General features: G+C 70.1%; 24 protein-coding genes. 13 read left to right on the forward strand and 11 right to left on the reverse strand.

What is annotated here, in order from left to right; genetic code table 11:
- Positions 1–337: RidA family protein (locus ACFUPX_RS39320; RefSeq protein ID WP_383333654.1), on the reverse strand; the 337-nt coding region annotated here is incomplete at its 3' end.
- A gap of 54 nt (positions 338–391) precedes the next feature.
- Positions 392–1042 carry an NAD(P)H-binding protein gene (locus tag ACFUPX_RS39325; protein WP_383333656.1) on the reverse strand — a complete coding sequence of 217 codons (651 nt, stop codon included), beginning with the start codon at positions 1040–1042 and terminating at the stop codon, positions 392–394.
- A gap of 90 nt (positions 1043–1132) precedes the next feature.
- Between ACFUPX_RS39325 and ACFUPX_RS39330 the strand changes: the two genes are divergently transcribed.
- Positions 1133–1810 carry a GntR family transcriptional regulator gene (locus ACFUPX_RS39330; RefSeq protein ID WP_383333658.1) on the forward strand — a complete coding sequence of 226 codons (678 nt, stop codon included), beginning with the start codon at positions 1133–1135 and terminating at the stop codon, positions 1808–1810.
- Positions 1811–2081: 271 nt separating this feature from the next.
- Here ACFUPX_RS39330 and ACFUPX_RS39335 read toward each other — a convergent pair whose 3' ends face one another.
- Positions 2082–2801 (reverse strand): DUF2470 domain-containing protein, encoded by a 720-nt coding sequence (locus ACFUPX_RS39335; protein ID WP_383333660.1) that lies wholly within the window; start codon positions 2799–2801, stop codon positions 2082–2084.
- A 151-nt stretch (positions 2802–2952) separates the two neighbouring features.
- Between ACFUPX_RS39335 and ACFUPX_RS39340 the strand changes: the two genes are divergently transcribed.
- Both ACFUPX_RS39340 and ACFUPX_RS39345 read left to right on the forward strand, forming a co-directional pair.
- The gene (locus tag ACFUPX_RS39340) at positions 2953–3573 is read left to right on the forward strand and encodes a TetR/AcrR family transcriptional regulator (protein WP_383333662.1); all 621 of its coding nucleotides are present in this window, start codon (positions 2953–2955) and stop codon (positions 3571–3573) included.
- Positions 3574–3655: 82 nt separating this feature from the next.
- Positions 3656–5230: an MDR family MFS transporter gene (locus ACFUPX_RS39345; protein WP_383333664.1), complete on the forward strand. Its 1575-nt coding sequence runs from the start codon at positions 3656–3658 to the stop codon at positions 5228–5230.
- Positions 5231–5349: 119 nt separating this feature from the next.
- Here the strand turns inward: ACFUPX_RS39345 and ACFUPX_RS39350 are convergent, their stop codons facing one another.
- On the reverse strand, positions 5350–7368 hold the full coding sequence (locus tag ACFUPX_RS39350) for an ATP-binding protein (protein ID WP_383333666.1): 2019 nt from the start codon (positions 7366–7368) through the stop codon (positions 5350–5352).
- Positions 7369–7737: 369 nt separating this feature from the next.
- Positions 7738–8640, reverse strand: a complete 903-nt coding sequence (locus ACFUPX_RS39355) for a helix-turn-helix domain-containing protein (RefSeq protein WP_383333668.1) — start codon at positions 8638–8640, stop codon at positions 7738–7740.
- A gap of 106 nt (positions 8641–8746) precedes the next feature.
- On the opposite strand from ACFUPX_RS39355, the gene ACFUPX_RS39360 reads away from it, so the two are divergent.
- The 4 genes from ACFUPX_RS39360 (at position 8747) to ACFUPX_RS39375 (ending at position 12102) form a co-directional block, all read left to right on the forward strand.
- On the forward strand, positions 8747–9343 hold the full coding sequence (locus ACFUPX_RS39360; protein ID WP_383333670.1) for a non-oxidative hydroxyarylic acid decarboxylases subunit B: 597 nt from the start codon (positions 8747–8749) through the stop codon (positions 9341–9343).
- A gap of 64 nt (positions 9344–9407) precedes the next feature.
- Entirely contained in the window at positions 9408–10835 is a 1428-nt protein-coding gene (locus tag ACFUPX_RS39365) for a non-oxidative hydroxyarylic acid decarboxylases subunit C (protein WP_383333672.1), read from the forward strand.
- 50 nt (positions 10836–10885) lie between these two features.
- Positions 10886–11137 carry a non-oxidative hydroxyarylic acid decarboxylases subunit D gene (locus tag ACFUPX_RS39370; protein ID WP_383333674.1) on the forward strand — a complete coding sequence of 84 codons (252 nt, stop codon included), beginning with the start codon at positions 10886–10888 and terminating at the stop codon, positions 11135–11137.
- Between the two features lie 98 nt (positions 11138–11235).
- Entirely contained in the window at positions 11236–12102 is an 867-nt protein-coding gene (locus ACFUPX_RS39375) for an LLM class flavin-dependent oxidoreductase (RefSeq protein ID WP_383333676.1), read from the forward strand.
- Positions 12103–12120: 18 nt separating this feature from the next.
- On the opposite strand, the gene ACFUPX_RS39380 is transcribed toward ACFUPX_RS39375, so the two are convergent.
- The 3 genes from ACFUPX_RS39380 to ACFUPX_RS39390 form a co-directional block, all read right to left on the reverse strand.
- Positions 12121–12756: a maleylpyruvate isomerase family mycothiol-dependent enzyme gene (locus ACFUPX_RS39380; protein ID WP_383333678.1), complete on the reverse strand. Its 636-nt coding sequence runs from the start codon at positions 12754–12756 to the stop codon at positions 12121–12123.
- Between the two features lie 79 nt (positions 12757–12835).
- Positions 12836–13444 carry a chemotaxis protein CheB gene (locus ACFUPX_RS39385; RefSeq protein ID WP_383333680.1) on the reverse strand — a complete coding sequence of 203 codons (609 nt, stop codon included), beginning with the start codon at positions 13442–13444 and terminating at the stop codon, positions 12836–12838.
- Complete coding sequence (locus ACFUPX_RS39390) at positions 13441–14415, reverse strand: LysR family transcriptional regulator (RefSeq protein ID WP_383333682.1); 975 nt, start codon at positions 14413–14415, stop codon at positions 13441–13443. Before ACFUPX_RS39390 ends, ACFUPX_RS39385 begins: the two co-directional genes overlap by 4 nt.
- A 184-nt stretch (positions 14416–14599) precedes the next feature.
- On the opposite strand from ACFUPX_RS39390, the gene ACFUPX_RS39395 reads away from it, so the two are divergent.
- From ACFUPX_RS39395 to ACFUPX_RS39410, 4 genes are all read left to right on the forward strand, one after another.
- Positions 14600–15418, forward strand: coding sequence for an inositol monophosphatase family protein (locus tag ACFUPX_RS39395; RefSeq protein ID WP_383333684.1), 819 nt, complete (start codon positions 14600–14602; stop codon positions 15416–15418).
- Between the two features lie 88 nt (positions 15419–15506).
- Positions 15507–16175 (forward strand): NADPH-dependent F420 reductase, encoded by a 669-nt coding sequence (locus ACFUPX_RS39400; protein WP_383333686.1) that lies wholly within the window; start codon positions 15507–15509, stop codon positions 16173–16175.
- Between the two features lie 215 nt (positions 16176–16390).
- Positions 16391–18196: a DUF4157 domain-containing protein gene (locus ACFUPX_RS39405; RefSeq protein WP_383333688.1), complete on the forward strand. Its 1806-nt coding sequence runs from the start codon at positions 16391–16393 to the stop codon at positions 18194–18196.
- Positions 18197–18305: 109 nt separating this feature from the next.
- Complete coding sequence (locus tag ACFUPX_RS39410; protein WP_383333690.1) at positions 18306–19250, forward strand: TIGR01777 family oxidoreductase; 945 nt, start codon at positions 18306–18308, stop codon at positions 19248–19250.
- A 34-nt stretch (positions 19251–19284) separates the two neighbouring features.
- On the opposite strand, the gene ACFUPX_RS39415 is transcribed toward ACFUPX_RS39410, so the two are convergent.
- On the reverse strand, positions 19285–20496 hold the full coding sequence (locus tag ACFUPX_RS39415) for a MalY/PatB family protein (RefSeq protein WP_383333692.1): 1212 nt from the start codon (positions 20494–20496) through the stop codon (positions 19285–19287).
- 181 nt (positions 20497–20677) lie between these two features.
- Here ACFUPX_RS39415 and ACFUPX_RS39420 point away from each other — a divergent pair, with 181 nt between their 5' ends.
- Entirely contained in the window at positions 20678–21274 is a 597-nt protein-coding gene (locus ACFUPX_RS39420; RefSeq protein WP_383333694.1) for an MSMEG_1061 family FMN-dependent PPOX-type flavoprotein, read from the forward strand.
- Positions 21275–21318: 44 nt separating this feature from the next.
- Here the strand turns inward: ACFUPX_RS39420 and ACFUPX_RS39425 are convergent, their stop codons facing one another.
- Positions 21319–22320: a zinc-binding dehydrogenase gene (locus tag ACFUPX_RS39425; RefSeq protein ID WP_383333696.1), complete on the reverse strand. Its 1002-nt coding sequence runs from the start codon at positions 22318–22320 to the stop codon at positions 21319–21321.
- 301 nt (positions 22321–22621) lie between these two features.
- Here ACFUPX_RS39425 and ACFUPX_RS39430 point away from each other — a divergent pair, with 301 nt between their 5' ends.
- Positions 22622–23182 carry a dihydrofolate reductase family protein gene (locus ACFUPX_RS39430; RefSeq protein ID WP_383333698.1) on the forward strand — a complete coding sequence of 187 codons (561 nt, stop codon included), beginning with the start codon at positions 22622–22624 and terminating at the stop codon, positions 23180–23182.
- Positions 23183–23278: 96 nt separating this feature from the next.
- Here ACFUPX_RS39430 and ACFUPX_RS39435 read toward each other — a convergent pair whose 3' ends face one another.
- A complete protein-coding gene (locus ACFUPX_RS39435) occupies positions 23279–24172 on the reverse strand; it encodes a helix-turn-helix transcriptional regulator (RefSeq protein ID WP_383333700.1) in 894 nt (297 codons plus the stop codon).
- Positions 24173–24340: the final 168 nt, after the last annotated feature.

The raw sequence follows: 24340 nt of genomic DNA on the forward strand, positions 1-24340 counted from the left end.
AGGCCACGCCGATGGTGCTGCTGGTGGGGCGGTGGTCGCCGAAGTAGGCCAGGTTGGCGGCCGCCATCGCGTTGTTGTACTTCGGCAGGTCCACGATGTATTGGGTCTCGGAGACGACCTGGTTGCGGGTGGCGCCGTAGTGGGCGAGGACCCTCTCGAAGTTGGCGAAGACCTGCTCGCTCTGGGCGGCGAAGTCGTCGGGGTAGAGGAAGTTGCCCTCTTCGTCGTGGGAGAGCTGGCCCGAGACGTAGATCGTGTGGTCGACCTTGATGGCCTGGGCGAAGCCGAACTCGCGCTCGCCGGCGACGCCGTGGCTGTAGGAGTCGATCGCAGTCATGGTGGCTCTCCTTTGCTGGTGCGGGGAAGTGGGGTGGGTGGGGAGTGCTCGGGGTCAGGTGGTGAGACGGGCGATGGAGTCCGCGATGGGAGTGTCGCCGGAGGTCAGCTCGACGATGACGCGGCTGAGGGCGGGCTCGTGCAGGGCGGCGTCGAGGAACGCGGCGACGTCGTCACGGTGCACGTCGCCGTACTCGACAGCGGGCCCGGCGGTGACCCGGCCGCTGCCGGGGGTGTCCAGAAGGGTTCCGGGACGGACGATCAGCCAGTCGAGATCGGTGCGCGCCAGGTAGACGTCGGCACTCTTCTTGACCTTGATGTAGTGCTCGAAGCCCTCACCGGCCTTACCGCCGCGCAGCGCGTCGGGGAAGACCGAGACCAGGACGAACCGGGTCGCCCCGGCGGCGGCAGCCGCGTCGGCTGCCTTCTCCAGGCCCTTGCCGTCGATGACAGTGGTCTTGTCCATGCCGGTCCCGTGGGCACCGGCCGAGAACACCACCGCGTCGTGCCCGGCGAACTTGCCCGCGAGTTCTTCCACGGAGTCGGCGATCAGGTCGCCGGTCACCGGCGTCGCACCGGTCGCGCGAATCGTGTCGGCCTGGGCCGGGCTGCGGTGCATGCCGGTCACCTCGTCACCGCGCTCGGCCAGTAGGGAGGAGAGCCTCCTGCCGACACCTCCGGCGGCGCCGATCTGGAACACCTTCATGGCAAACCTCTTTCCTGGCCGGATGACCGGCCTCACTCCAGTTGCCCTAATGTTGACATTGCGACAACGCAGGAATGCTAACATTGCGACATGGAGAAGAGGCAACTCACAGGCGCGGTGGCCCCCGCCCGTCGTCGCGGACTGGCCGACGAGGTCGCCGACCGGATCCGGGAGGCGATCTTCAGCGGTGCGTACGCCCCCGGGGCACCGCTGCGAGAGGTCGAACTCTCCGGCGTGCTGCAGGTCAGCAGGGGTCCGGTGCGTGAGGCACTGCGCGTACTGGAGCGCGAGGGGCTCGTGCACTGCGCCTGGCACCGCGGCACCGTGGTCACGACGCTGTCCGCCGAGGATGTCGCCGAACTCGACAGCCTGCGTGGCGCGCTTGAGGACCTCGCCGTCCAGCAGGTCATCGCGCACGCCTCGGACGCGGACCTCGCGGCCATCGAGAAGGCGGCCGGCATGATGGATCGCACGACGGAGCCGCACACCATGGTCCGCCAGGACATCGCCTTCCATGACGCCGTGTTCGCCGCGACCGGCCACCAGCGTCTCGCCGCGGCCTGGGAGACCATCCGCTGCCAGGTCCACCTGTTCCTGCTCACCCGCATCGGCCTCAGCACGGACGGCTACCTCGGCTGCATCCCCCAGGAGCACCATGCACTGGCCGCCGCCCTGCGCGCCCGTGACCCCCGGGCCGCCCTCCCCCTCTTCGCCGCCCACCGCCGCCACGCGGTGGACGTCCTCACCGCCACGTCGAACCCAGCATGAGGATTGGTCCGTCGCATCTGGGCGCCGCCCAGCGTTGATGCATTCTGTTCGTCTTCGTCATCGCCCGCCCCGGCAACCATGGACATGTGCGACGACAGCCGGTCACAGGTAGCCACGGAGTACGGCAGGCACCGCCCACGACCGGCCCGTCGCTTCAGCAGACCGCGCCGCCGAGCAGGGGCGAGGGGGACCGCGGCGCGCAGGACGTCGGCGCCGGCCGTGAGATCCCGGTTGCCGTTGGCCGCTACGGCGGTGGCGTAACCGGCCGGGCCTACCGCTTGGCCCTGGCGCGGAGATCCAGCGCTGACCCGTGCGAGGCGCGGCGGGCCGCGGCCAGGAGTCCGCGGATCTGCGGGCCGGCCTGGTCGATGTCGCCGACGGGAGTGGCGAACGGCAGCCGGACATCGAGATGCGTGGCGGGGTACTCCAGGCGCAACGTCACCCCGTAGCGGTCCATGGCCAGCGGGACCGCGCGCAACATGCCCTTCGCGGGCCGCGGTTGCACAAGACGCACCAGGAGGGGGACGAGCTCTCGGTGGCTGTCCACGAGATGGGTCAGCATGTCCGCCTCGCTCCCCGTGATCGGATCCGGGGTGACGGAGCAGAGCTGGTCGAGGGAGACGAAGTGGCGGCCCTGATCGTCCTTGAGGAGCGCCTGGCCGAACTCCATACAGGTGCTCCGGGACGACTCGTCGCTGTACGGGGTCGCCAGCAGTCCGGTGACGGTGACCCGGGCGCGCAGGCGATCGCGTACGGCGGTGGGGGCGATGTCGGTGAACTCCAGGCGGACCGGGCGGCGTTCCCCCGGTGATGCCGGGGTGTCCTGGCCCGGGGCGTGCAGGTGGATGTGTCCCGCACCCGCGCCGTCGAGCCGGTGGACCTCGGTGTGACACCCGTCGCTGATGACTGTCATCGACTGCGCCGAGTGCAGGATCGTGTGCACGCGTTCGGCGGGGGTCGGCTGCGTGATGCGGGTGCTGTGTGGGCGCATCCAAATGCTCCATGCCGTTGAAGAGACCCAAGCCTCGAACTTAGGTATGCCTAACCTAACCCACGGGGGTGGTTGGGGAACAGTCGGCGGTGCGGATGGGGCGATCGGGCGTAATTTTGCATGCTCTGCATCTTTGCGTACTCTGCAAGATGTGACGAGCAATGACGCCGCGCCCGGACTCCGTGAGCGCAAGAAGCGGGCCACGCGGGCGGCGTTGGCCGACGCCGCGGTGCGGCTGGCCGCCGAGCACGGGGCGGAGAACGTCACCGTCGAGGCGATCAGCAGCGCGGCGGGAGTCTCACCGCGCACCTTCTTCAACTACTTCGACAGCCACGACGACGCCTTCCTGATGATCGACGAGGAGGTCGGCGAGCGGATTCGGCGCACGGTGCGTCAGGCACCCGCCGAACTCCCCGTCCTCGACGTGCTGAGAGAGGCGTTCGCCGCGGAACTGGTGGACATCGAGGAGCGCCACGAGATCTGGAGCCTGCGGGCCAAGGTCTTCCAGCGCTCGCCGCACCTGCTCGTCCGCGGTCTGGGGGCCCACATGGCCGAGGAGTCGGAGTTGGCGCAGGCGGTGGCCGAGCGGCTCGGGGGAGCGCCGGGCGAGGCGTTCGGGCTCTATCCCCGCCTGGTCGCCGCCGCCTCCACGACGGCCGTCCGGGTCGCCATCGAAGACTGGTGCGGGCGGACGACGGACGTCGCCTTCGTCGACGTCTTCCGCCTCACGTTCGAACATCTGGCCGCAGGTCTGGCCGCCCCCGACCTCTGAACCTCCCAAGCCTTCAAGCCTTCAAGCCTTCAAGAGGGACATCTTGAGCACAGCAGAGGCGCCCGAACAGGCGCCCACTTCCATGAGCAACAAGCAGATACTCCAGGCCATGTCCGGGCTGATGGCCGGCATGTTCGTCGCCATCCTGGCCGGCACGGTCGTGGCCAACGCCCTGCCGCGCATCATCGCCGACCTGGGCGCCAGCCAGTCCTCGTACACCTGGGTCGTCACCTCCGAACTGCTCGCCATGACGGCGACCGTCCCCCTGTGGGGCAAGCTCTCGGACCTCTACAACAAGAAGTTGCTCCTGCAGCTCTCCCTCGCCATGTTCATCGTCGGCTCCCTGCTCGCCGGGTTCTCGCAGGGCGTGGGGCTGCTGATCTTCAGCCGCGTGGTGCAGGGCATCGGCGCCGGTGGCCTCACCGCGCTGGCGCAGGTCGTCATGGCGGCCGTCATCCCGCCCCGCAGGCTGGGCAAGTACGCGGGGATCTTCGGTGCCGTGTTCGCCGTGGGCACGGTGGCGGGACCGCTGGTCGGAGGCGTCCTGGTGGACACCTCCTGGCTGGGCTGGCGCTGGTGCTTCTTCATCGGCGTGCCGTTCGCGCTCCTGGCCATCCTGATCCTCCAGCGCACGCTGCGCCTGCCGACCGTGCGCCGTGAAGTGAAGATCGACTTCCTGGGCGCCTTCCTGATAGTGGCGGGCGTCTGCGCGCTACTGATCTGGACCTCGCTGGCGGGCCAGCAATTCGACTGGGCGTCCTGGCAGACCGCGGCGCTCACATCGACGGGCGTGATCCTGCTGGTCGCGGCGGTGTTCGTGGAGTCACGCGTGCCGGAGCCCATCATTCCGCTCGCCATCTTCCGCAACAGGACCGTCACGCTGACGACCGTCGCGAGCCTGCTGGTGGGCGTGGCGATGTTCGGCGGGACAGTGTTCCTCTCGCAGTACTTCCAGATCGCGCTCGGCAAGTCGCCTACGGTGGCGGGCCTGATGAGTCTGCCGATGATCCTGGGCCTGCTGGTCTCCTCCACCATCGCCGGCCAGTTCATCAGCAGGACCGGCAAGTGGAAGGCCTACCTGGTCTCGGGCGCCGTCATCATGACCGCCGGTCTCGGCCTGCTCGCCACCATCGACGCGGACACCGGCTTCGGGCTGCTCAGCCTCTACATGGCGGTGCTCGGCATCGGCGTCGGCATGCTGATGCAGAACTTGGTCCTTGCCGCGCAGAACGACGTACCGGCCGCCGAGTTGGGCGCGGCGACGTCCGTCCTGTCCTTCTTCCGCAGCATGGGCGGCACCATCGGCACCAGCGTCCTGGGCGCCGTCCTGGCCAACCGCGTGGCTTCGGAGATCTCCAAGAGCGTGGGCGCGGCGGGCGGTGCGGCCGCCGAAGGCTCCGGCGGCGGCGAGGGCGCCGTACCCGACATGACGAAACTGCCCGCCCCGATGCGGGAGATCGTGGAGAACGCCTACGGTCTGGCGACCGCCGACCTCTTCCTGCTCGCTGCCCCGTTCGCGGCGCTCGCGCTGGTCGCGGTGGTCTTCATCAAGGAGAAGCCGCTGAAGACGACGAGCGGCATGGAACGTCTCGCCCAGGAGAGCGGCGCGCAGCCCGACGACGACAGCAAGAACACCGCGCCGACACCGGTGGCCTAGCCGACCGCCCGGCGCAGTCGCCTCCGATGAGCGGCTCCGATCACCCCGCGAGGGCTGACCGGAGCCGCTCTTCTGGTCGGGGGAGCCGCGCGCCGGCCCACGACCGCCGAAGCGGCCGGTCAGATCGTCGGCGGCACCTGGAGCGCGACGGCGAGGCCCTGCTCGGCGTCCTCGTGGAGGGCGTCGAGGAAGGCCCTGTTGTAGGCGTTGGTCCCGGCCGCGTCACGGGCCTGCTGCTCCCACTGCTCGCGGATCTCGGAGAGTTCGGGCGTGCCGCGATTCGGGTGGCCGAGCATGCGCCAGTAGGTGAGTCCCGTGCCGGAGGTGCAGGCGGCCCGGATTCCGTTGCCCTGGGCCGCGTTCGCGCCGGTGAGGAGATCGAGAGCGAGGGCGATGCCGAGGTTGTCGTTGAGGTTGTGCTTGCTGGCGAGCATGGCTCGGGCATGGCGCTCGGCGACCTGCGGGCGGCCCCGGAGAAGGTCGATGAAGGCGAGCTGATGGAAGGCGTACGACCGGGCCCAGTGCTCGCCGTATTCGTGGCTGAGGCTGCGCAGGGCGATGGCCCCTTCGTAGGCCTCGTCGAGGCGGCCAAGGGCGGATTGGGCGAATATCCGGATGACCATGCAGCAGAGCTGTGGCGCGCCTGCCGGGGGCGAGGTTCCGTAGACGACCAGGGCGTGATCACTCACGTCGTAGGCAGCCTGGGGGCGGCCGGCCATGAGATGGGTCAGGCCGAGGGTGTGGGCGGCGAAGAGCGCTGACCGGGGTGTGCGGTCCGTGTCCTGTTGCGCGGCAAGGGCGCAATCCTCCCCGACGCGCAGGGCGTTGTGGTGGTCGCCCTGGAGGGTGAGCGTGATGCCCAGGGCCCACAGCGCGCGCGTGCGGGAGGACCCTTCGGGGATGTCGAGAGCGAGGGCGCGCTCTAGGTAGTCGCGGGATTCGTGGAGGTGTCCGCAGCAGGGCCAGAAGAGGCCCGTGCGCCCGGCCATGTCCAGGGCGGCGTCCGGGTCTTCGGCGATGAGGTGATCGAGCGCCGCACGCACGTCGCCGTGGCTGTCGGAGATTCTGGCGTACCACTCGACCTGCCGGTCGCTGAGCCAGCCCGCCTCGGCCTGTTCGACCACGGTGGCGAAGTGCGCGGCGTGGAGCTGGGTCAGGGCGTGCTTCTCACCGAGCTCGTCGAGCCACATCGCTCCGTACTCGCGCACGGTGTCGAGCATTCGGTAGCGCGTGCCGTCCCGTTGGAGCACGGACTGGTCGGCGAGCCGCTCCAGGAGCCGGGGGATGGTGCGGATACTGAGCGGGCCCCCGGCGCAGACGGACTGGGCGTCCGCCTCCTCCACAGGTCCGTGGAAGACGGAGAGCCTGGCCCACAGCAGCCGTTCGAGCGGATCGCACAGCTCGTGGCTCCAGCCGATCGCGGTACGAAGGGCCCGGTGGCGGGTGGGCCAGACCGTCTCGTCGATCAGGGTGTCGAGCCGAGAGTCCAGGCGCTCGGCGATCTCGGCGAGGCTGCTCTCGCGCAGCCGTGCGCAGGCGAGCTCGACGGCGAGGGGGATGCCCTCCAGGCGGCGGCAGATGCCGGAGGCGACCTCGGAGGCGACGGGGGAGTTGAGCGATACACCGGGCGCGGCCGTGGCGCATCGCTCACGGAAGAGGCGCATCGCCTCCCCGCCGTCGTCCGTGGAGAGCGGGGCGACCTCGATGCGGTGTTCGCAGCGGGTCGCGAGGGGCTTTCTGCTGGTGGCGAGGACGGTCAGCTGGGGCGCGGCGGAGAGGAGTTCGCCGACCAGGTGCAGACAGGAGCCCAGGACCCGCTCGCAGCAGTCGAGGACGAGCAGGACCTGCCGGCCGGTCAGCCATTCGCACAGCCCGTCTATGGGAGCACGCGGGTTGTGGTCGAGGAGACCGACGGCGTCGCAGACGGTGGCGGTGAACAACCGGTCGTCGTAGAGGGTGGACAGGTCCGCCCACCAGACGCCGTCGGCGTATTCACCCCGCACCCGCTCGGCGACGCGCAGCGCCAGGCGGCTCTTGCCGACACCGCCGCCACCGGTGAGGGTGACCAGTCGGTGTTCGGTCAACGCCATGGTGACGGTGTCGAGTTCGCTGCCGCGTCCGACGAAGGTGGTCGTCATAGCGGGAAGGTTGCCTGCCACAGCCCCATCTTGCAGTGCCGCGGCGCGTAGCCACATCCCCTTGCGGTAATCGGCCACAAAGGATCGGGTCGGTACGTCAACTGCGTACGGGCGTTCGCCCGTTGGATCGGGACACGTCCTGGTCGATCCGATCGGGGGCAGAGCGCCCTCCGCAGGGAGTTTGCCCCGTCCACCGGTATGGCGGTATGCAGGCTGTGTCCGCGGCCGAGAGCTGCGATCCGAGCGATCCGGAATTCCTGTTTCGGGAGGGCGAGATCCTGGTGGCGCGGTTGACGGAGGCCGGGTTCCTGCCGCGGCCGGACGCGATGGTCCGGGTCGGCGCCGTTCCTCGGGCGGGCAGCAGGCTGCTCAGGCGGAGCCGGAGCGGGCCTGCCCCAGCGCCTGGGCGCGGAACACGGCCGGAGTCGTGCCGGTCCGCAGCCGGAAGAACTTCGTGAAGTCGCTCGCGTCCGCGAACCCCAGCCTCCCGGCGACCTCCTGCGCCGGGAGGCTGCTGTGCTGCAGGAGGCGCTTGGCCTCCAGAAGTACGCGCTCGTCGACGAACTTCTTCGCGCTCGCCCCGGCGACGGCCAGCGTCGCCCGGGACAGGGTGCGCGGGCTGTAGCCGAGCGCGGCCGCGTAGTCCTCCACCCGCCGTGTCACCGCGTGGTCGCGCTCCACCGCGTCGTGAAACCGCCGGAACACCTCGCTCACCGGCCCCCGCACGGGCGCCCCGCCCCGCACGGCCGCCAGGCGCAGCACCAGGACGGACACCAGGTGCCTGACCACTTCCACGTGCGCCTCCAGCGGAAGCGAGGCCATCGCGTCGTACTCGTACGACAGATGCTCCAGCGCCCGACGCAACGCCCGCGCCCGCTCGCCCTCGGGCAGCAGCGGCTCCTGCTCGTACGGCGGATCCATGTGCGCGGCCGCCACCGTCGCGGGCGGCAGGAATCCGGGCTGGAACAGGACGATCACCCCGTCCGCCGCGACCAGGTCCCGGCCGAACCGCTGCACCTGCCCCGGCCGGATCCACAGCCAGGAGCCCGGCGGCAGATCGTGCTCGACGAAGTCCACCGCCATCCGCAGCGGGCGCTCGCGGACCGCGATCAGCTGGTGGAAGGCGGGGCGCAACGGCGCGTACGGATCGTTGCCGTGCCGTCGCGCGCGCTCGTAGAGGCCGCCGAGCTCGACGACCTCGACACCGGTGGGCGCGCCCACCGCCGCCGTGTAGTCCAGGGCCCTGACATCAGGGTGTCCGTTTTTCCCCATCGTGAGTCCCGAGCGTACCGCTGCCGCGGCCCAGCGGCCTCCTAGCGTGGAAACAACGGCGCGCAGAGGTAAATGCGCAGGTCATCATGGTGCAAGGAGTAGACGAGTGCGGCTGATCGTGGGAATGACCGGGGCTACGGGAGCGGCCATCGGCGTACGGCTCCTGGAGAATCTGGCCCAGCTGCCGGACGTGGAGACCCATCTCGTCCTGTCCCGCTGGGCCCGCACCACCATCGAACTGGAGACCGGGCTTCCGGTCGCGGAGGTGAGCGCGCTCGCCGACGTCACGCACCATCCCGACGACCAGGGCGCCACCATCTCCTCGGGCTCCTTCCGCACCGACGGCATGGTGATCGTCCCCTGCTCGATGAAGACACTGGCGGGGATCCGCGCCGGATACGCGGAGGGCCTGGTGGCCCGCGCCGCCGACGTCGTCCTCAAGGAGCGGCGCCGACTCGTCCTCGTACCGCGCGAGACGCCGCTGAGCGAGATCCACCTGGAGAACATGCTCGCCCTGGCCCGGCAGGGCGTGCGGATGGTGCCGCCGATGCCTGCCTTCTACAACCACCCGGCGACCGTCGACGACATCGTCGACCACATCACGGCGCGCGTCCTCGATCAGTTCGACCTGCCCGCGCCCGCCGCCAAACGCTGGGAAGGCATGCGCGCCGCCCGCGCGGCAGCCCTCAGGCCCGCTTCCTGAAACCCCCGGCCCCTACCGCCACATCAGGCCCACCCGGGCCGTACGACAACTTACGGAGTCACCGATGGCCCACGACGACCTGCGCAGCTTCCTCGACACCTTGGAGAAGGAGGGGCAACTGCTGCGCGTCACCGAAGAGGTCCTGCCCGAGCCCGACCTGGCCGCGGCCGCCAACGCCACCGGCCGCATCGGCGAGAACGCCCCCGCCCTGTACTTCGACGACGTCAAGGGCTTCACCGACGCCCGCATCGCCATGAACGTGCACGGATCCTGGGCCAACCACGCCCTCGCTCTCGGCCTGCCCAGGAACACCCCGGTCAAGGAGCAGGTGGAGGCCTTCGCCGCCCGCTGGGACGCCTTCCCCGTCGCACCGGAACGCCGCGAGGACGCGCCCTGGCGCGAGAACACCCAGGAGGGAGCGGACGTCGACCTCTTCTCCGTCCTGCCCCTCTTCCGCCTCAACGACGGCGACGGCGGCTTCTACCTCGACAAGGCCGCCGTCGTCTCCCGCGACCCCCAGGACCCGCAGAACTTCGGCAAGCAGAACGTGGGCACGTACCGCGTCGAGGTCATCGGCACCGACCGCCTCGCCTTCCAGCCCGTTCCCATGCACGACATCGCCCACCACCTGCGCAAGGCCGAGGAGGTGGGCGAGGACCTGCCCGTCGCCATCACCCTCGGCAACGACCCCGTGATGACGATCGTGGCCGGCATGCCGATGGCGTACGACCAGAGCGAGTACGAGATGGCCGGCGCCCTGCGCGGCGCCCCCGCCCCCATCGCCACCGCACCGCTGACCGGCTTCGACGTGCCGTGGGGCAGCGAGGTCGTCATCGAAGGCGTCATCGAGTCCCGCAAGCGCCAGATCGAGGGCCCCTTCGGCGAGTTCACCGGCCATTACTCGGGTGGCCGCCGCATGCCCGTCATCCGTGTCGACCGCGTCTCCCACCGCACCGACCCCGTCTTCGAGTCCCTCTACCTGGGCATGCCGTGGACCGAGGTCGACTATCTCGTGGGCCCCAACACCTGCGTACCGCTGCTCAAGCAGCTGCGTGCCGAATACCCCGAGGTGCAGGCGGTCAACGCCATGTACACGCACGGCCTGATGGTCGTCATCTCGACCGCCAAGCGCTACGGCGGCTTCGCCAAGGCCGTCGGCATGCGCGCGATGACCACGCCCCACGGCCTCGGCTATGTGGCCCAGGTGATCCTGGTCGACGAGGACGTCGACCCCTTCAACCTGCCGCAGGTCATGTGGGCCATGTCCGCCAAGGTCAACCCCGCGGACGACGTCGTCGTCATCCCGAACCTGTCCGTCCTCGAACTCGCGCCCGCCGCCCAGCCGGCCGGCATCACCAGCAAGATGATCATCGACGCGACGACCCCGGTCGCTCCCGACGTGCGCGGCAACTTCTCCACCCCGGCCAAGGACCTGCCCGAGACGAAGGAGTGGGCGACGAAGCTCCAGCGCCTGATCGAGGCCCGCCACTGACCCCCGGCACCCCGCCCCCTCCAACTCCTCTTCCGAAAGGAAACCCGGCCATGACCGAGACCGACCACCCCACCATCTGTCCGCGCTGCGCCTTCGAGACGATCGGCCGGCTCGCGACCTCACCGGTGCCCGGCGTCTGGGACGTCCTGCAGTGCGGCCGGTGCCTCTACACCTGGCGCACCATCGAACCCGCCCGCCGTACGCGACGCGACGCCTATCCCGAGCAGTTCAAGATGACGGTCGCGGACATCGAGAACGCGATCGAGGTCCCGGCGGTACCGCCGTTGCGCAGCGCGGGCTGAGGTCGCGCGAACGACGAACGAAGGCGAGAGCGAGAGACCGCCGCGCCGGTGGGCGCTAATCGGTTGCCGGTCCCGGTGCCGTACAGCAGGATGCGGAGATGCGCTTCTCGGTCAACATCCCGAACTTCGGTGACTTCGCCGACCCCAGGACCGTGGCGAAGCTGGCCGTGGCGGCGGAACAGGCAGGGTGGGACGGGCTGTTCGTCTGGGACCACATCCTGCATCGCAAGTACCAGGGCAGGCCCTTCGCGGACCCCTGGATGCTCCTGACCGCAGCCGCCCTTGCGACCTCCCGGATCAGGCTCGGCACCCTGGTCACCCCCGTCGCCCGGCGGCGCCCGCAGCAACTCGCCCGCCAGGTGGCCACGTTGGACGTCCTCAGCGGCGGACGGGTCACCTTCGGAGCGGGCCTCGGCGGCCCCGTCGAGGACGAGTACGGGAGCTTCGGCGACACCACGGACCCGAAGGTGCTTGCCGAGCGGTTGGACGAGGGCCTGGACCTGCTGCAGCGCTACTGGTCGGGCGACCCCGTGAACCACGACGGACGGCATTATCAGGTACGGGACGTGGCGCTCCTGCCCGCCACGGTGCAACAGCCCCGGCCGCCGGTCTGGGTGGCCGGCTTCTGGCCGAACCGCCCTCCCATGCGCCGGGCCGCCCGCTGGGACGGCGCGGTCCCGCTGTTCGCCGACGCCAAGCACGGCCACGTGCCGCCGATCGACCAGGTCCGCGACCTGGTGGCATACGTGCGAAAGCAACGCGAGGACCGGACCGACGCTCCCTTCGACATCGTCCTCGGTGGCGCCACACCGGGCGACGACACCGCCAAGTCCCGTGACCTGATCGGTCCGTTGGCCGAGGCGGGAGTCACCTGGTGGGACGAGCGACAACTCCAGGACGGCGCGGACATCGACCGGTTCGCCGCGGTCCTGCGCCGTGTAGAACAGGGGCCGCCGGTCTTGTAGGCCACCGTGGGCTTCCGCTCAGGCGGCTGTTCTCAGGGTGGCGACTCCCGGTCCGGTGAGTTCGTCCAGTGCTTCACGGCGCCCGGAGACGGCCAGCAGCAGGGAGAGCGCGGGTCCGCGTACCTGCGGGCCGTCACCGATCAGCGCCTCGGCGTCGATGGCGTCGGTCGGGGCGAGTTGGACACCGGCCACCCGCTCCTTGGCTCCGCCGAACGACGCCGACGTACGAGCCTGAAGGTGCAGCGCCCTGATGACAGCCTCCGGCCGGTAGGAGTGGGGCAGTCCCAACGGCCTGCGGATGTCCTCGCCGTGGACGACCTCCTCGATGAGCCGGGTGTCGAGCGGCGCCGGAGGGCCCGTCCTGCGCGAGGCCACCTGGCGCAGTCGCCCCAACGTCTCCTGCGGTGTGGCACCGCGCTCGCGATCCACCCCGCGTGCGTTCTGCCGGTCGAAGTCGAAGCGCGCCCGGACCATGCCGCTCACGAAGCCGAGCCGCGTGGTACGAGCGGTGTCGACCAGGTGGGCGACCACGTCGTGCACGGTCCACCCGTCACACAGCGACGGGTGGTCCCACTGCTTGTCATCAAGGTGCGTGAGGTCCTCGATCAGCGCCGCACGCTCGGCGTGTACCAGCGACCAGACATCATCGTTCACGGCTGTTCCTCTGCTCGACTCCAGGGCTCCAGGACTCCAGTGCCTGTCTGCCGAGGGAGACTCGAGGTACGGCGGGAACTCATCGCTGGGGGTCTGATTCCAGGAGCTGGCGGATGAGGGGCGCGATGTCCTCGGCGCGGCGTACGTAGTCGACCTTGCCGGTCTCGATGGCGGACTTGGGCATCCCTTCGAAGGCAGCCGTCGCGGGGTCCTGCACGATGACGATGCCCCCGCGTGACTTGACCAATTCCACCCCGCGGGCGCCGTCGCCGTCGGATCCGGTGAGCACGCAAGCGATGATCTGCGGCCCATAGATCTTCGAGGCCGACTCGAAGAGCGGGTCGGCGGCCGGGCGCGCGTAGTTGACCGGGCCCTCCCGGGACAGGGCCAGGCTGCCGTCCGTCTGCACACACAGATGGTGGTCGGGCGGCGCGATGTGGACGGTTCCCGCGCTCGGGAGCTCGCCGTCATGGGCCAGTTTGACGCGAAGGCCGGTGGCGGGGGAGAGGACCGCGACGATGCGGGTCTCACGGGAACGGCGCAGGTGCTGAGCCACCAGTACGGAGACCGGGAGCCCTGCGTCCAGGCCGCCCAGGAGTGTCTTGAGTCCCTCGATGCCCCCGGCGGACGAGGCAACCACCACGATCGCGCACTGGTCGGGGGGCTGGTGCGGTTGCCTGCTGTTCACGAGTGGACCCTAACCTGGCTGGCCGTGCCTCGTGACGGACCTGAGTCGCCTTCGGGTTCGTGACGGTGCCCGCCGTCGAACACGGCCCGCAGAGCCGAGCGCGCCTGGGCGCGCAGCCACGCGTGGGCGCGATCGTTGTCGTGGCGTTGGTGCCAGACCAGGTGCAGTGGGATCGGCGGCATGGCGAGGGGGAGGGGCAGTGTCCGCAGACCGAGGCCGCGCAGGGCGGAGTCGGTGACGGCGCGGGGGAGGGTGACGATGAGGTCGGTGTCCAGGACGAGGGTGAGGGCTGTCGCCGCGCTCGGTGCCGCGGCGATGACCTGACGTTCGAGTCCGAGCGTGGCGAGGGCGTCGTCGACGGGGTCGCGCAGACGTCCGCGCCGGGAGACCGTGACGTGCCCGGCCGCGGCGTAGCGCTCGGGGGTGAGGGGCCCGTCGGCCAGTGGATGACCGGGGCGGACCGCCACGACGAGGTGGTCCTCGCCGACGAGTTGGTGGCGGATGTCGGGCATCGAAGGCTCGGCGGAACTCGACTCGAGGTCGACCTCGCCGCGCCGCAGTTCCGGGGTGTCGGAGTTCGATTCTGCGACCAGGCGCAGCCGTACGCCTGGGGCCTGGCGGTGAACCGCGGCGAGCAGGGCCGGTCCGCACGCCGAGGCCAGCGCGTCGTGCCAGCGGACGGTGAAGGTCCGGCTGAGGGTGGCCAGGTCCAGTTCCCTTTCCTTGCCCAGGAGTTGGTGGGCCTGGTGGACGAGGTCGTGGACCTGTGCGCGGAGCTCCAGGGCGTGCGGGGTGGGGACCATCGTCCGGCCGGTGCGGACCAGGATCTGGTCGCCGGTGGTCTGGCGGATCCGTCCCAGGGTGCGGCTCATGGCCGGGGACGTGACGTGCAGTCGGGCGGCGGCGCCGGCGACGCTGCCTTCTTCGAGGAGCGCGTCGAGGGCGGTGAGCAGATTCAGGTCCAGTTGCATGAGGGTAATGCTAGGGGTTACAAGCATGCACTTGCTGTTAATCCGCGGGGTGCCTACGGTCGATCCATGAACGGGGGCGCAGGTTTCTCCGCCCCTCAGAGCAGGCGGCGGAGCACGTCACGTCGCGCCGCCTTCCTTGTCGCTGGGACCTCCGTGGCCCGGCCGAGCCCCGTGGGAGCACCTCATGTCCGCTGACACCAGCCTGTCCTCCGACCTCGATAAGGCCTTGCTCGAGCAGGTCACCGCCGCCGTTCACGCGGCTGGAGACCGGCTGCGCGAGCGCTACACCCCGGACGCCCGCGGTACCAGCGCCGAGGAGATCGTCGCGGAGATCCACGCCAACGACGACGCGGTACTCGACGTCCTGAAGGCGCCGCTCCTGGCGTCCCGGCCAGGATCGAACTGGGCCGAGGACGAACTCGCGGGCGGCGCGCTGCCGTCGGGGGAGTGGTGGATCGTCGACCCGGCCGAGGGCAACATCAACCATGTTCACGGCATGCCGGACTGGGCGGTGACGGCAACCCTCGTACGCGACAACGAGCCGGTCCTGACCGTCGTCCACCTCCCGCTGACCGGCGACGACTACACGGCGGTGGCCGGACGCGGCGCCCACTTGAACGGCACTCCGCTGCGTGTGTCGGCCAAGACCGATCTGGGCGCGGCCCTGACGGGAACGGGCCAGGCGCGGCCCGGGGAGGACGAGCACACGTTCCGCCGTATCGGCTCGTCCGTCACGCAGATGCTGATGAAGGGCCTCGTCGTCCGCGTCTCGGTGCCCGCCACCCTGCAGCTGATCCACGTCGCCGCCGGACGTATGGATGCCTTCTGGCAGTTCTCCGACGTGCGCTCGGGGCTGGTGGCCGGCGCCCTGCTGGTCGCCGAGGCGGGAGGCACCGTCACGGACATCGACGGCACCCCGTGGAGCCTGGCCAGCCCCGACTTCCTGGCCGCCGCTCCCGGCATCCATGCCGCGGCTGTCACGGTCCTTGCCCCGCTCGCTTGACCTCACTGCCACACCCCCACGGCGCGACACCACTGCAGCGCAACGCCGCTAGAGCCCAACACCGTTACAGAGCAAGGAGCACATCAGCATGACCAGCAGCATCGGGATCCTCGGCGCAGGCCGCGTCGGCAGCGGCCTCGCCCGCGCACTCGTAGCAGCGGGCCACGAGGTCACCCTCGGCCACCGACAGCCGTCCGAGCAGACGGAGACCCGCGAGACCGGCGTGACGGGCGTGACGGGCGCTACCGGGGTGATCCGCTTCGCCGACCAGCGCGCCACGGCCGCCACCGCCGACATCGTGATCAACGCGACCCCGGGCGACAGCGCCCTGGCGCGACTGTCCGCCCTGAACACCGAACTGACCGGCAAGATCCTCATCGACGTCTCCAACGCCACCCGCCACAGCCCCGACGGACTCCCGGCTGACCTCTGCTACCCCGGCAGCAGCCTCGCCGAACAGCTCCAACAGGCCCTGCCCGCAACCCGGGTCGTCAAGACGCTCAACACCATGCTCTTCCCGGTCATGACCGCCCCCGCCTCCCTGTCCACTGCGCCCACCGCCTACCTGTCCGGCGACGACACGGACGCCAAGGCCGTCACCGCGGGCCTTCTCGCCGACCTGGGCTGGCAGCCCCAGTGGATCGAGGACCTCGGAGACATCACCACCGCCCGCGCCACCGAGGCACTCGTCCTGCTCGTACCCCACGTGCTGCGCCGCAGCGGATTCCGGCCGTTCGCCGTGTCCCTCGCACGCTGATTTCTAGGCACCCGCGCATGGCGACTACGCATGGCAACTGCGCACGAGGAGCTACGCAGACGCGCCCGCGGTGCCCCCGAACTCTGCCCGATCGAACCACCGGCTCTGCCCTCGCGTTCCTGGCGCCGCGCGCGTGCCGGCGAGTATCCCGGACATGACCCACTTTCACACCGCTGCACCTCCTCCGTTCCCATGGCCAAGAAAGAGAGACTCCCGTGCGCGATCAATCCGGCGAAAAGAACAGAGAAGGCAGCGGCAGCCGGCAGCAGCAGCGTCAGCGTTCGACAAGCCCAACGGCCGGACTCCAGGGGCTTTTGGCGGCCCAGGCGTCGGCGGGCAACGCCGCCGTGGTCCAGATGCTGCGAAACGCGGGCCACCCCTGGGCGCAGGACCAGCACGAGCACGGTGCCGGCTGCGGGCACCGGAGCGAGGGGACGGCCAGCGTGCAGCGGCGGGTCGCCGTCGACAGCGACTCCGCAGGGCCGGAGGCGGAGATGCAGCAGGCCATGGCGGAAGAGGCCGACATGCAGCGGGCGAGCCTGGACAAGGTCCTCAAGAGCCCGGGACGGCCGCTGGAACCCCACGTCGCCTCCGAGCTGGGGACGCTGATGAACTCGGACTTCTCCACCGTGCGTATGCACGACGACGCGGCGGCGGCCGAGTCCGCCAAGGTGATGGGCGCGCATGCCCTGACCGCGGGCGAGCACATCGTCGTCGGCGACCGCCCGCTGGACCGGCACACGATGATCCACGAGCTGGAGCACGTCAAGCAGCAGCGCGGTGGGGACGTCGAGGGAACCGTTCAGCGCAGCGGCATCAAGGTCAGCCACCCCGACGACAAGCACGAGAGGGCGGCCGAGGCCACCGCGCATGCTCTCAGCAGCGCGCCCGTCCCCTCGCTGGCGGAGCCCGCCGAGGCGCACGACCACGGAACACACACCTCGGACGACCGGGGCGCCCTCGCCGCGCCCGCCGTCCAGAGGCGGGTCAGTCTGCAAGATCCAGAGACGTCGACCACTCAGGAACTGGAGAATGCCGAGGGCGTGAAGACATTCCTCGGTCAGTTCAACGTGTCGGTCGCACTGGTCTACAGCGCACGCCACAATTTGACTCCGCTTCGCGCGGCATCTCATACGGGTTTTCGCCTCGCCCCGGCTGTCGACGGGCTACTGACCGACGGCGAGGCTCGTGTCTACGAGAAGGACGCAAACGGCGCGAAGAGGCTGGCTGAAGCGATCTGCGACAGAATCGGTGACCCGCCTGTCGAGGCAGCCGGGAGTCGCGCTCCATCAGGGGCGGCCGGTGCCAACAAGAACATGTCGCTCTACGACATAGCCCCGGATCTCCTGCAGAGAATCTCCGCCGCCAAGCCAGGCGCCGGTCGCTCCGCCACACAGCCCGCCCTGGGCCTCGGCTCCGCGGGGCTCGCCGACGCCCTGTCGCAGAGAGTCAGGCCGGAACTCACCCAACGGACGCCGGAGAATCCGATATCGACAGGGATCATGCAGGGAGTGAGCGGAGCCTTCACCGGCCGCGTCGACGCGGCCACCAGGACTCCGCAGGCCCCGGAAGGCACCATTGAAATGATGCGCTGGGGCCTCTGGTGGGCCGATGGAATGGAGCGAGCCAACTCGGTGGTGGAGGAGATCGCGAAGCGGGCAAGTGACAGCGAAGGCAAGGGACTTCGCGATGACTGGGCAGCCGCGCAATCCGAGACCGCGAAGAAGGCCGCGGCCTCTGCCGCGGGCTCGCTGGCGACGGGTGCGGCAATCGGCCGGGTCGCGTCGGCGATTCCCCACCCCGTCATCAGTGCGGCGGGAAGGGTTGCGTCGATGGTGACTGGAGGCGTGGCGGCGCACAACAAAATCGCCGACCAGTACGAAACCATTGAACGCTTCCAAAAGGAGCACCCCGCGGCATTCGCCGCCATCAAGACTCGGCGTGACGCAGATCTGCGCAACCAGGCCGCAAGGAACAGTGAGACGATCCAGAACGTGTTGGCGAACTCGGAATGGGGGTGAGCCCGCGGGAGCGCAGCAACCGGCCGTAGAGTGCGCCGGTAGTCGCGAAGGATCTTCCAGGTCTTGATGCGGCGAACGGCGCGTGCTCACCGAGCGAGGGGGAAGCGCGATGAAGGTAGTGCTTGCAGGGGGCACCGGCCAGGTCGGAGCCGTCCTGGACCGTGCGTTGACGGCTGCCGGACACGATGTCGTGGTCCTGACCAGGAATCCCGTACGTGCACGCCAAGTCGCCTGGGACGCAAGGACATCGGGTGCCTGGGCAGCGGAGATCGACGGCAGCGACGTCGTGATCAACCTGGCTGGGCGCAGCGTGAGCTGCCGCTACACCGAGGACAATCTGCGGGACATGATGGACTCGCGGGTCCGGTCCGCCGAGGCCGTCGGAGCGGCGATCACCGCTGCGGCGAAGCCTCCGGCGCTCTGGCTCCAGATGAGCACCGCCACGATCTACGCGCACCGATTCGACGCACCCCACGACGAGGCGACCGGTGTCATCGGCGGCACGGAAACAGGCGTCCCGGACTACTGGGAGTACAGCGTCCGGATCGCGAAGAACTGGGAGCGCGCCCAGCAGGAAGCCGCCACCCCGCACACCCGCAAAGTCGCCTTGCGCGCCGCCATGGTCATGAGCCCCGACCGAGGTGGCGTCTTCGACGTCCTGCTGCGGATGGTCCGCCTTGGCCTCGGCGGGCCGGTCGCGGGCGGAGCCCAGTACCTCTCCTGGATCCACGACCGGGACTTCGTGCGAGCGGTGGAGTTCCTGATCACACACGACGACATCGCGGGTCCGGTGAACCTGGCCGCCCCCGGCCCGCTCCCGCACCGCGCGTTCGTACGGGACCTGCGTGCCGCGGCAGGCGTCCCGGTGGGACTCCCCGCCACCAAGTGGATGGCGGAAATCGGCGCCTTCGTGCTCCGCACGGACACCGAACTGCTCCTCAAGAGCCGCCGTGTCGTCCCCGGCCGGCTGCTCGGCGAGGGCTTCGACTTCGAGTACGGCGCGTGGCCGGACGCGGCGGCCGATCTCGTACGTCGCGCACGGGACCGCCGGTGAGATCGGGGCGGCCAGGAACCGGGTGACGGTCAGGTCATCGAGCCACGGCCGACGCCATCCGCCGGACCGCCTCGGTGATCACTTCCGGCGAGGCGGCCAGGTTGAGGCGGACGAAACCCTCGCCGCCGGTTCCAAAGGCTCTCCCGGAGTTCAGAGCGACGCGGCCACGCTGCAGGAAGGCCTCGGCCGGGTCGCCGCCCAGAGCCAGTTTCCGGCAGTCCAGCCAGGCTAGGAAGGTGCCTTGCGCGGGTGCGTAGGCGACGGCCGGAAGATGCTCGGCCAGGAGGGCGGCCAGCAGCCGACGGTTGTCGTCGAGGCCGCGGAGCAGCGCGTCGAGCCAGTCTCCTGCGTCCCGCAGGGCCGCCGTGTGGGCGATGATGCCGAGGTGGCTGGGGCCGTGGCTGACCTCTTCGGGGATACGGGCGAGGTCATCGGCGGCCTCGGGCCCCGCGACAGCGAGGGCGGCCTTGAGCCCGGCCAGGTTCCAGGCCTTCGACGCCGACATCAGCGACAGCCCGTTCTCCGCTCCGGGCACGCTCAGGAAGGGGACGAAGGAGACGCCCGCCGCCACGACCGGGGCATGGATCTCGTCCACCACGACGCGTACGCCGTGCTCCCGCGCCAAGTGCGCGATCCGGGTCAACTCGGCGGCGGTGTGCACGGTTCCGGTCGGATTGTGCGGGCTGCAGAGCAGATACACCGGCCGGTTCGCACCCGGTACCGCACCCCGTACTTCACCCCGTGCCGCCCCTCGGAACGCGTCCTCCAGGGCGGCGAAATCGATCCGCAGGTCCGGCCCCAGCGGAGCCTCGACGACGGGCCGGTCCAGGTTGCCGACGAACTGGTAGAAGGGCGGGTACACGGGACAGTTGACGATGACGGGATCGCCGGGCGATGAGACCAGCTTGAGCATCTCCACGATGCCGAGCATCACGTCGGGCACGATCGCCGTGCGCTCCACGGCGAGCCCGTCCCAGTCCCACCGTTTGTGGGCGAACGCGGCCAGCGCATCGGCGTAGGCCGTCCCGGCGGGATAGCCGGTGTCACCGAGCGCCACGGCGTCGGTGATCGCCTCGGCCACCGGCTCGGCCAGCGGGACATCCATCTCGGCCACCCACAGCGGCAGCACGTCGGGCGCGTAAGTCCGCCACTTCATGCTCGTACGACGCCGCAGTTGCTCCAGCGAGAGCCGACGCAGCGGGTTCGTGCCGTCCGGCACGACGAGATCACTCGACACAGATTCCATACGTCAAAAGTAGGCAGACCTCCGCCGATTGCGGCCTGCTTCGACGCGATCAGGCGTAGCCCAGCTCACCCAACCCCGGCTCGGCCCACTCGGCACAGCCCTGCCCCTGGCCCGGACAGACACCACACGCACCTGCCGTCTCACGCTCCAGTAAGGTGAGCCTAACTAACACTCGCCGACCTTGAGGAACCTCGTGCCCGACGCCGCGACACCCATAGCCGTCCCGACCCTCGGCGGTAGCGCCACGGCGCCGCACACCTGGCAAGAACTCCGCTCGGGCGAAGAGCTGACCGAACTGCTCGGCGAGCCGCACCCGATCGTCATCGACAAGGTCCACGACGAACTGACCGCGGACGACCTGGGGATTCTGGCCCGCTCCTCGTTCTGCGTCCTCTCCACCTCGGACGCGGAAGGCAACTGCGACACCTCCCCGCGAGGCGACGCACCAGGGTTCGTGCACATCCTCGACGCACGCACGGTCGCCCTCCCCGACCGTCCGGGCAACCGGCGGGGCGACAGTTTCCGCAACATCCTCACGAACCCGCACGTGGGCCTGCTCCACCTGGTGCCGGGCAGCGCCGACATCCTGCGCATCAACGGCCGGGCACGGATCCTGACGGACGCGCCGTTCTTCGACTCGATGACCGTGAAGGGCCGACGCCCCCAACTGGCGATCGTCGTCGAGATAGACGAGATCTTCCTGCACTGCTCACAGTCGCTGCGGCGTGCGGGTCTCTGGAATCCGGAGACGTGGTCGCAGGACGCGCCCAGCTCTTGAGCGTGCGCGGAGCTCCGGGGCGCGGGCCGACCACCTGGCCCGCCTCAACGGCGTACGCGGACGACGAGTTTGCCCGTGGCGCGGTTGTGCTCCATGTCGTCGTGGGCCTGCGGCACTTGCTCCAACCCCTCGTAGACGCGGGCCACGGGAAAGGCCAGCCGACCGGCCGCGACCGCGTCGAGGATCTCCTGGAAGGCGGCCCGAGGCAGGTCGGCGGCGTCGCCGAAGTAGCCCGCGAGACGCACGCCCCTCGGTAGGTACTCGTTCGGGGAGAACTCCCGCACCGTCCACTGGTTGGAGAGGCTGCCGCCGAAGCAGGCCGTGCCGTGCACGCGCACCGCGCGCAACGTGTCGGGCAGCGTCGGCGTGCCGACGAGATCAAGGGCGGCGTCGACGCCCTTTGGGAACAGCTCCCGCACGGCGGGCGCGACCTCGCCGGTGTCGAGCACAGGGTGGTCGACGCCGTGCTCCTTCAGCGCAGCGAGGCGTTCGGCCCGCCGGGTGGTGGACAGCACCGTGGCACCGCGCCAGGCGGCCAGAGCGGCGGCGGCCAGGCCCACCGAGGAGGTGCCGCCGCGGATCAGCACGGACTGACCGGGCTTCAGGTCCAGGCCGACGGTGAGCGAGCCGTAGGCGGTCTGCACCATCTCCGGCAGGGCGCCGAGCACCTCCCACGGCAGGTCGGTGTCGACGGGAATCACCTGGGACAGCGGCACCGACGTGTACTCGGCATAGCCGCCGTCGTAGGTGCGCCCCATGTCTCCCATCATGGCGACGACCTTCTGCCCGGGGCGCAGCCCACTGGCGGCCGGCGCCGCGTCGACCGTGCCGACGGCCTCGATACCCGGCACCCGGGGAAAGCTGACGCCCTCGCTCACTCCCAGCCGCAGCTTCAGTTCCGAGCGGTTGAGGCCGAACGCCTCGACGCGGATCCGCACCCAGCCGTCCCTGTCGGGCGGGAGCGGGAGCGTGGTCAGGAGCAGGTTGTCCACGGGACCGGGGGCGGAGAGCCGGACGGCGCGCATCGTGGTCGGTGAGGACGTCATGGGCGTGCCTTCTTCCCGGGGCGAGGAGATCGGCCGACGGAGGAGAGTCGGCCTGCGGGGAGGAGCGTCGGTCAGCGGTGGTCAACACACGGCCGCCGCGACTTCATTCCCCGACTTGCCTGCAACCCGCCCCCGACGCGCCCCGACTCGCCCTGCGGTGCCGCCTGTTGAGACTCAAGCTTGCCGCGGTGAGGGGGCTGCGGCCAGGAGGGCACGGATGCGGCGATGAGTTCGGGGTGTCCCTCTGGTCTGTCTTGTAGCGGGTGCGTTCGCGCCGGCCACACGAGCGAAGGAGCTCCAGATGTTGATCACCGAACCGCAACAGGCCGCCGGTAAGGTCCTCTTTCACTTCAGCATGTCGTTGGACGGGTTCGTGGCGGGCCCGGACCACTCCATGGACTGGCTGTCCGGGGTCACCGGTCGCGACGGCGTGGAGGAGGAGTACGTGGAGACCACCGGTGCGGTCCTGGGCGGGCGGAACGGCTGGGACCGCGACCCGAGTGCCCGGCCCTACAGCGAGGACTGGAAGGGGCAGATCTTCGTCCTCACCCATCATCCCGAAGACGCCGCGCCCGCCGAAGGCGTCACGTTCCTGAACTGCGACGTGGCCGAGGCCGTACGCATCGGCCTGGAGGCCGCCGACGGCAAGAACCTCGAAGTCCTCTCCCCGACGGTCGGCCGCGAACTGCTCGAACGGGGCCTGATCGATGAGATCGACCTGCACATCGCACCCGTCCTGCTCGGCGACGGCATCCGGCTCTTCGACAACCCCGGCGGCCGGCCGATCCGACTGCGCCACGCCCACGGCGCACAGCCCTTCGCCGAGGTCGACGTGCGATACCGCCCCGGCACAGGAGCGTAGGAACCGCAGCGGTCCGCGAGCGAGCCACCCGTACGGCACGCCCGTCAGACGTGAGGCGCGCGCGACCCAAGGCCGCCCCGCGCGCCGGATCGGGCCTCACGTCTGGCGAGCGATCGGCGCCGGCGCGGTCATGTCGAGCAGGAGCAGCGCGTCGTGGTCGGGGCTTCCCGGCTCGGCGGTGTAGACGCCGATGCGCTGCCCGGGGGTGCCTTCCACGTGCAAGGACTGGGACGTGAGGGTGACCGTGCCGACCTGCGGGTGGCGGAACGTCTTGTGGGCGGGCTTGCGGCCGGTCACTTCGTAGCGTTCCCACAGCCCCGCGAAGTCAGGGCTCTTCAGGAGGAGTTCGCCGACCAGATGGGTCAAGTCGGGGGCGTCCGGAGCCGTGCCCGCGGTGGCGCGCAGCCGGGCCACGCAGGCCGTGATCTGGCGGTCCCAGTCGGGGAAGAGGTCTCGGGCCGCAGGATGGAGGAAGAGGTAGCGGGCGAGATTGCGGTGCTTGGCGGGCCAGTCGTCCAAACCCGCGTAGAGGGCGAGGCCACCGGGATTCCAGGCGAGCATGTCCATGCTGCGGCTGATCACATAGGCCGGGTTGGGCCGCAGGGAGTCGAGCAGTTGCCGGAGGTGGGGGCGCACGGTGCGGCTGGGGGCGGGTGGCGGTTCGGGAGTGTAGCGGGCGGCGCGGGCGGCAAGCTCGCGCAGGTGCTGATGCTCCTGGTCGTCCATGTGCAGGGCACGGGCCAGCGAGTCCAGAACGGCGGGGCTGGGGCGGGTCTCCTTGCCGCGTTCCAGGCGTACGTAATAGTCGATGCTGATCCCGGAGAGGGTGGCGAGCTCCTCGCGGCGCAGGCCGGGGGTGCGGCGGACTCCGGCGCCGACGGTGAGCCCGACGTGCTGGGGGCTGGTCTGGGTGCGGCGGGCCCGCAGGAAGCGACCCAGCTCGGCGCCCTCGCTGTTCGAGCCCGCGCTGTTCGCGCTCTCGGATGCCATGCCTCCCAGTCTCACACCGCCCGCACGGAAGGCGCAGCCGCGAGAGGGGTCCTGTCATTACCCCCGAAGAGCTCGCCCTGCCACACCGGCCGAATCCGGGTGAAGGTGAAGGGACACAACACCGGCACCCCCTCCAGGCGGCCAGCGGCTGAGCACATGCGTTCACGT

Source organism: Streptomyces sp. NPDC057302, assembly GCF_042667685.1.
GTDB lineage: Bacteria > Actinomycetota > Actinomycetes > Streptomycetales > Streptomycetaceae > Streptomyces.

What these genes read in the sequence shown, in the direction of transcription:
- ACFUPX_RS39325 (WP_383333656.1), bottom strand. Translation starts at nt 1,042, where the DNA reads ATGAAGGTGTTCCAGATCGGCGCCGCCGGAGGTGTCGGCAGGAGGCTC.
- ACFUPX_RS39330 (WP_383333658.1), top strand. Translation starts at nt 1,133, where the DNA reads ATGGAGAAGAGGCAACTCACAGGCGCGGTGGCCCCCGCCCGTCGTCGC.
- ACFUPX_RS39335 (WP_383333660.1), bottom strand. Translation starts at nt 2,801, where the DNA reads ATGCGCCCACACAGCACCCGCATCACGCAGCCGACCCCCGCCGAACGC.
- ACFUPX_RS39345 (WP_383333664.1), top strand. Translation starts at nt 3,656, where the DNA reads ATGAGCAACAAGCAGATACTCCAGGCCATGTCCGGGCTGATGGCCGGC.
- ACFUPX_RS39350 (WP_383333666.1), bottom strand. Translation starts at nt 7,368, where the DNA reads ATGACGACCACCTTCGTCGGACGCGGCAGCGAACTCGACACCGTCACC.
- ACFUPX_RS39355 (WP_383333668.1), bottom strand. Translation starts at nt 8,640, where the DNA reads ATGGGGAAAAACGGACACCCTGATGTCAGGGCCCTGGACTACACGGCG.
- ACFUPX_RS39365 (WP_383333672.1), top strand. Translation starts at nt 9,408, where the DNA reads ATGGCCCACGACGACCTGCGCAGCTTCCTCGACACCTTGGAGAAGGAG.
- ACFUPX_RS39370 (WP_383333674.1), top strand. Translation starts at nt 10,886, where the DNA reads ATGACCGAGACCGACCACCCCACCATCTGTCCGCGCTGCGCCTTCGAG.
- ACFUPX_RS39375 (WP_383333676.1), top strand. Translation starts at nt 11,236, where the DNA reads ATGCGCTTCTCGGTCAACATCCCGAACTTCGGTGACTTCGCCGACCCC.
- ACFUPX_RS39390 (WP_383333682.1), bottom strand. Translation starts at nt 14,415, where the DNA reads ATGCAACTGGACCTGAATCTGCTCACCGCCCTCGACGCGCTCCTCGAA.
- ACFUPX_RS39395 (WP_383333684.1), top strand. Translation starts at nt 14,600, where the DNA reads ATGTCCGCTGACACCAGCCTGTCCTCCGACCTCGATAAGGCCTTGCTC.
- ACFUPX_RS39400 (WP_383333686.1), top strand. Translation starts at nt 15,507, where the DNA reads ATGACCAGCAGCATCGGGATCCTCGGCGCAGGCCGCGTCGGCAGCGGC.
- ACFUPX_RS39410 (WP_383333690.1), top strand. Translation starts at nt 18,306, where the DNA reads ATGAAGGTAGTGCTTGCAGGGGGCACCGGCCAGGTCGGAGCCGTCCTG.
- ACFUPX_RS39415 (WP_383333692.1), bottom strand. Translation starts at nt 20,496, where the DNA reads ATGGAATCTGTGTCGAGTGATCTCGTCGTGCCGGACGGCACGAACCCG.
- ACFUPX_RS39425 (WP_383333696.1), bottom strand. Translation starts at nt 22,320, where the DNA reads ATGACGTCCTCACCGACCACGATGCGCGCCGTCCGGCTCTCCGCCCCC.
- ACFUPX_RS39430 (WP_383333698.1), top strand. Translation starts at nt 22,622, where the DNA reads ATGTTGATCACCGAACCGCAACAGGCCGCCGGTAAGGTCCTCTTTCAC.
- ACFUPX_RS39435 (WP_383333700.1), bottom strand. Translation starts at nt 24,172, where the DNA reads ATGGCATCCGAGAGCGCGAACAGCGCGGGCTCGAACAGCGAGGGCGCC.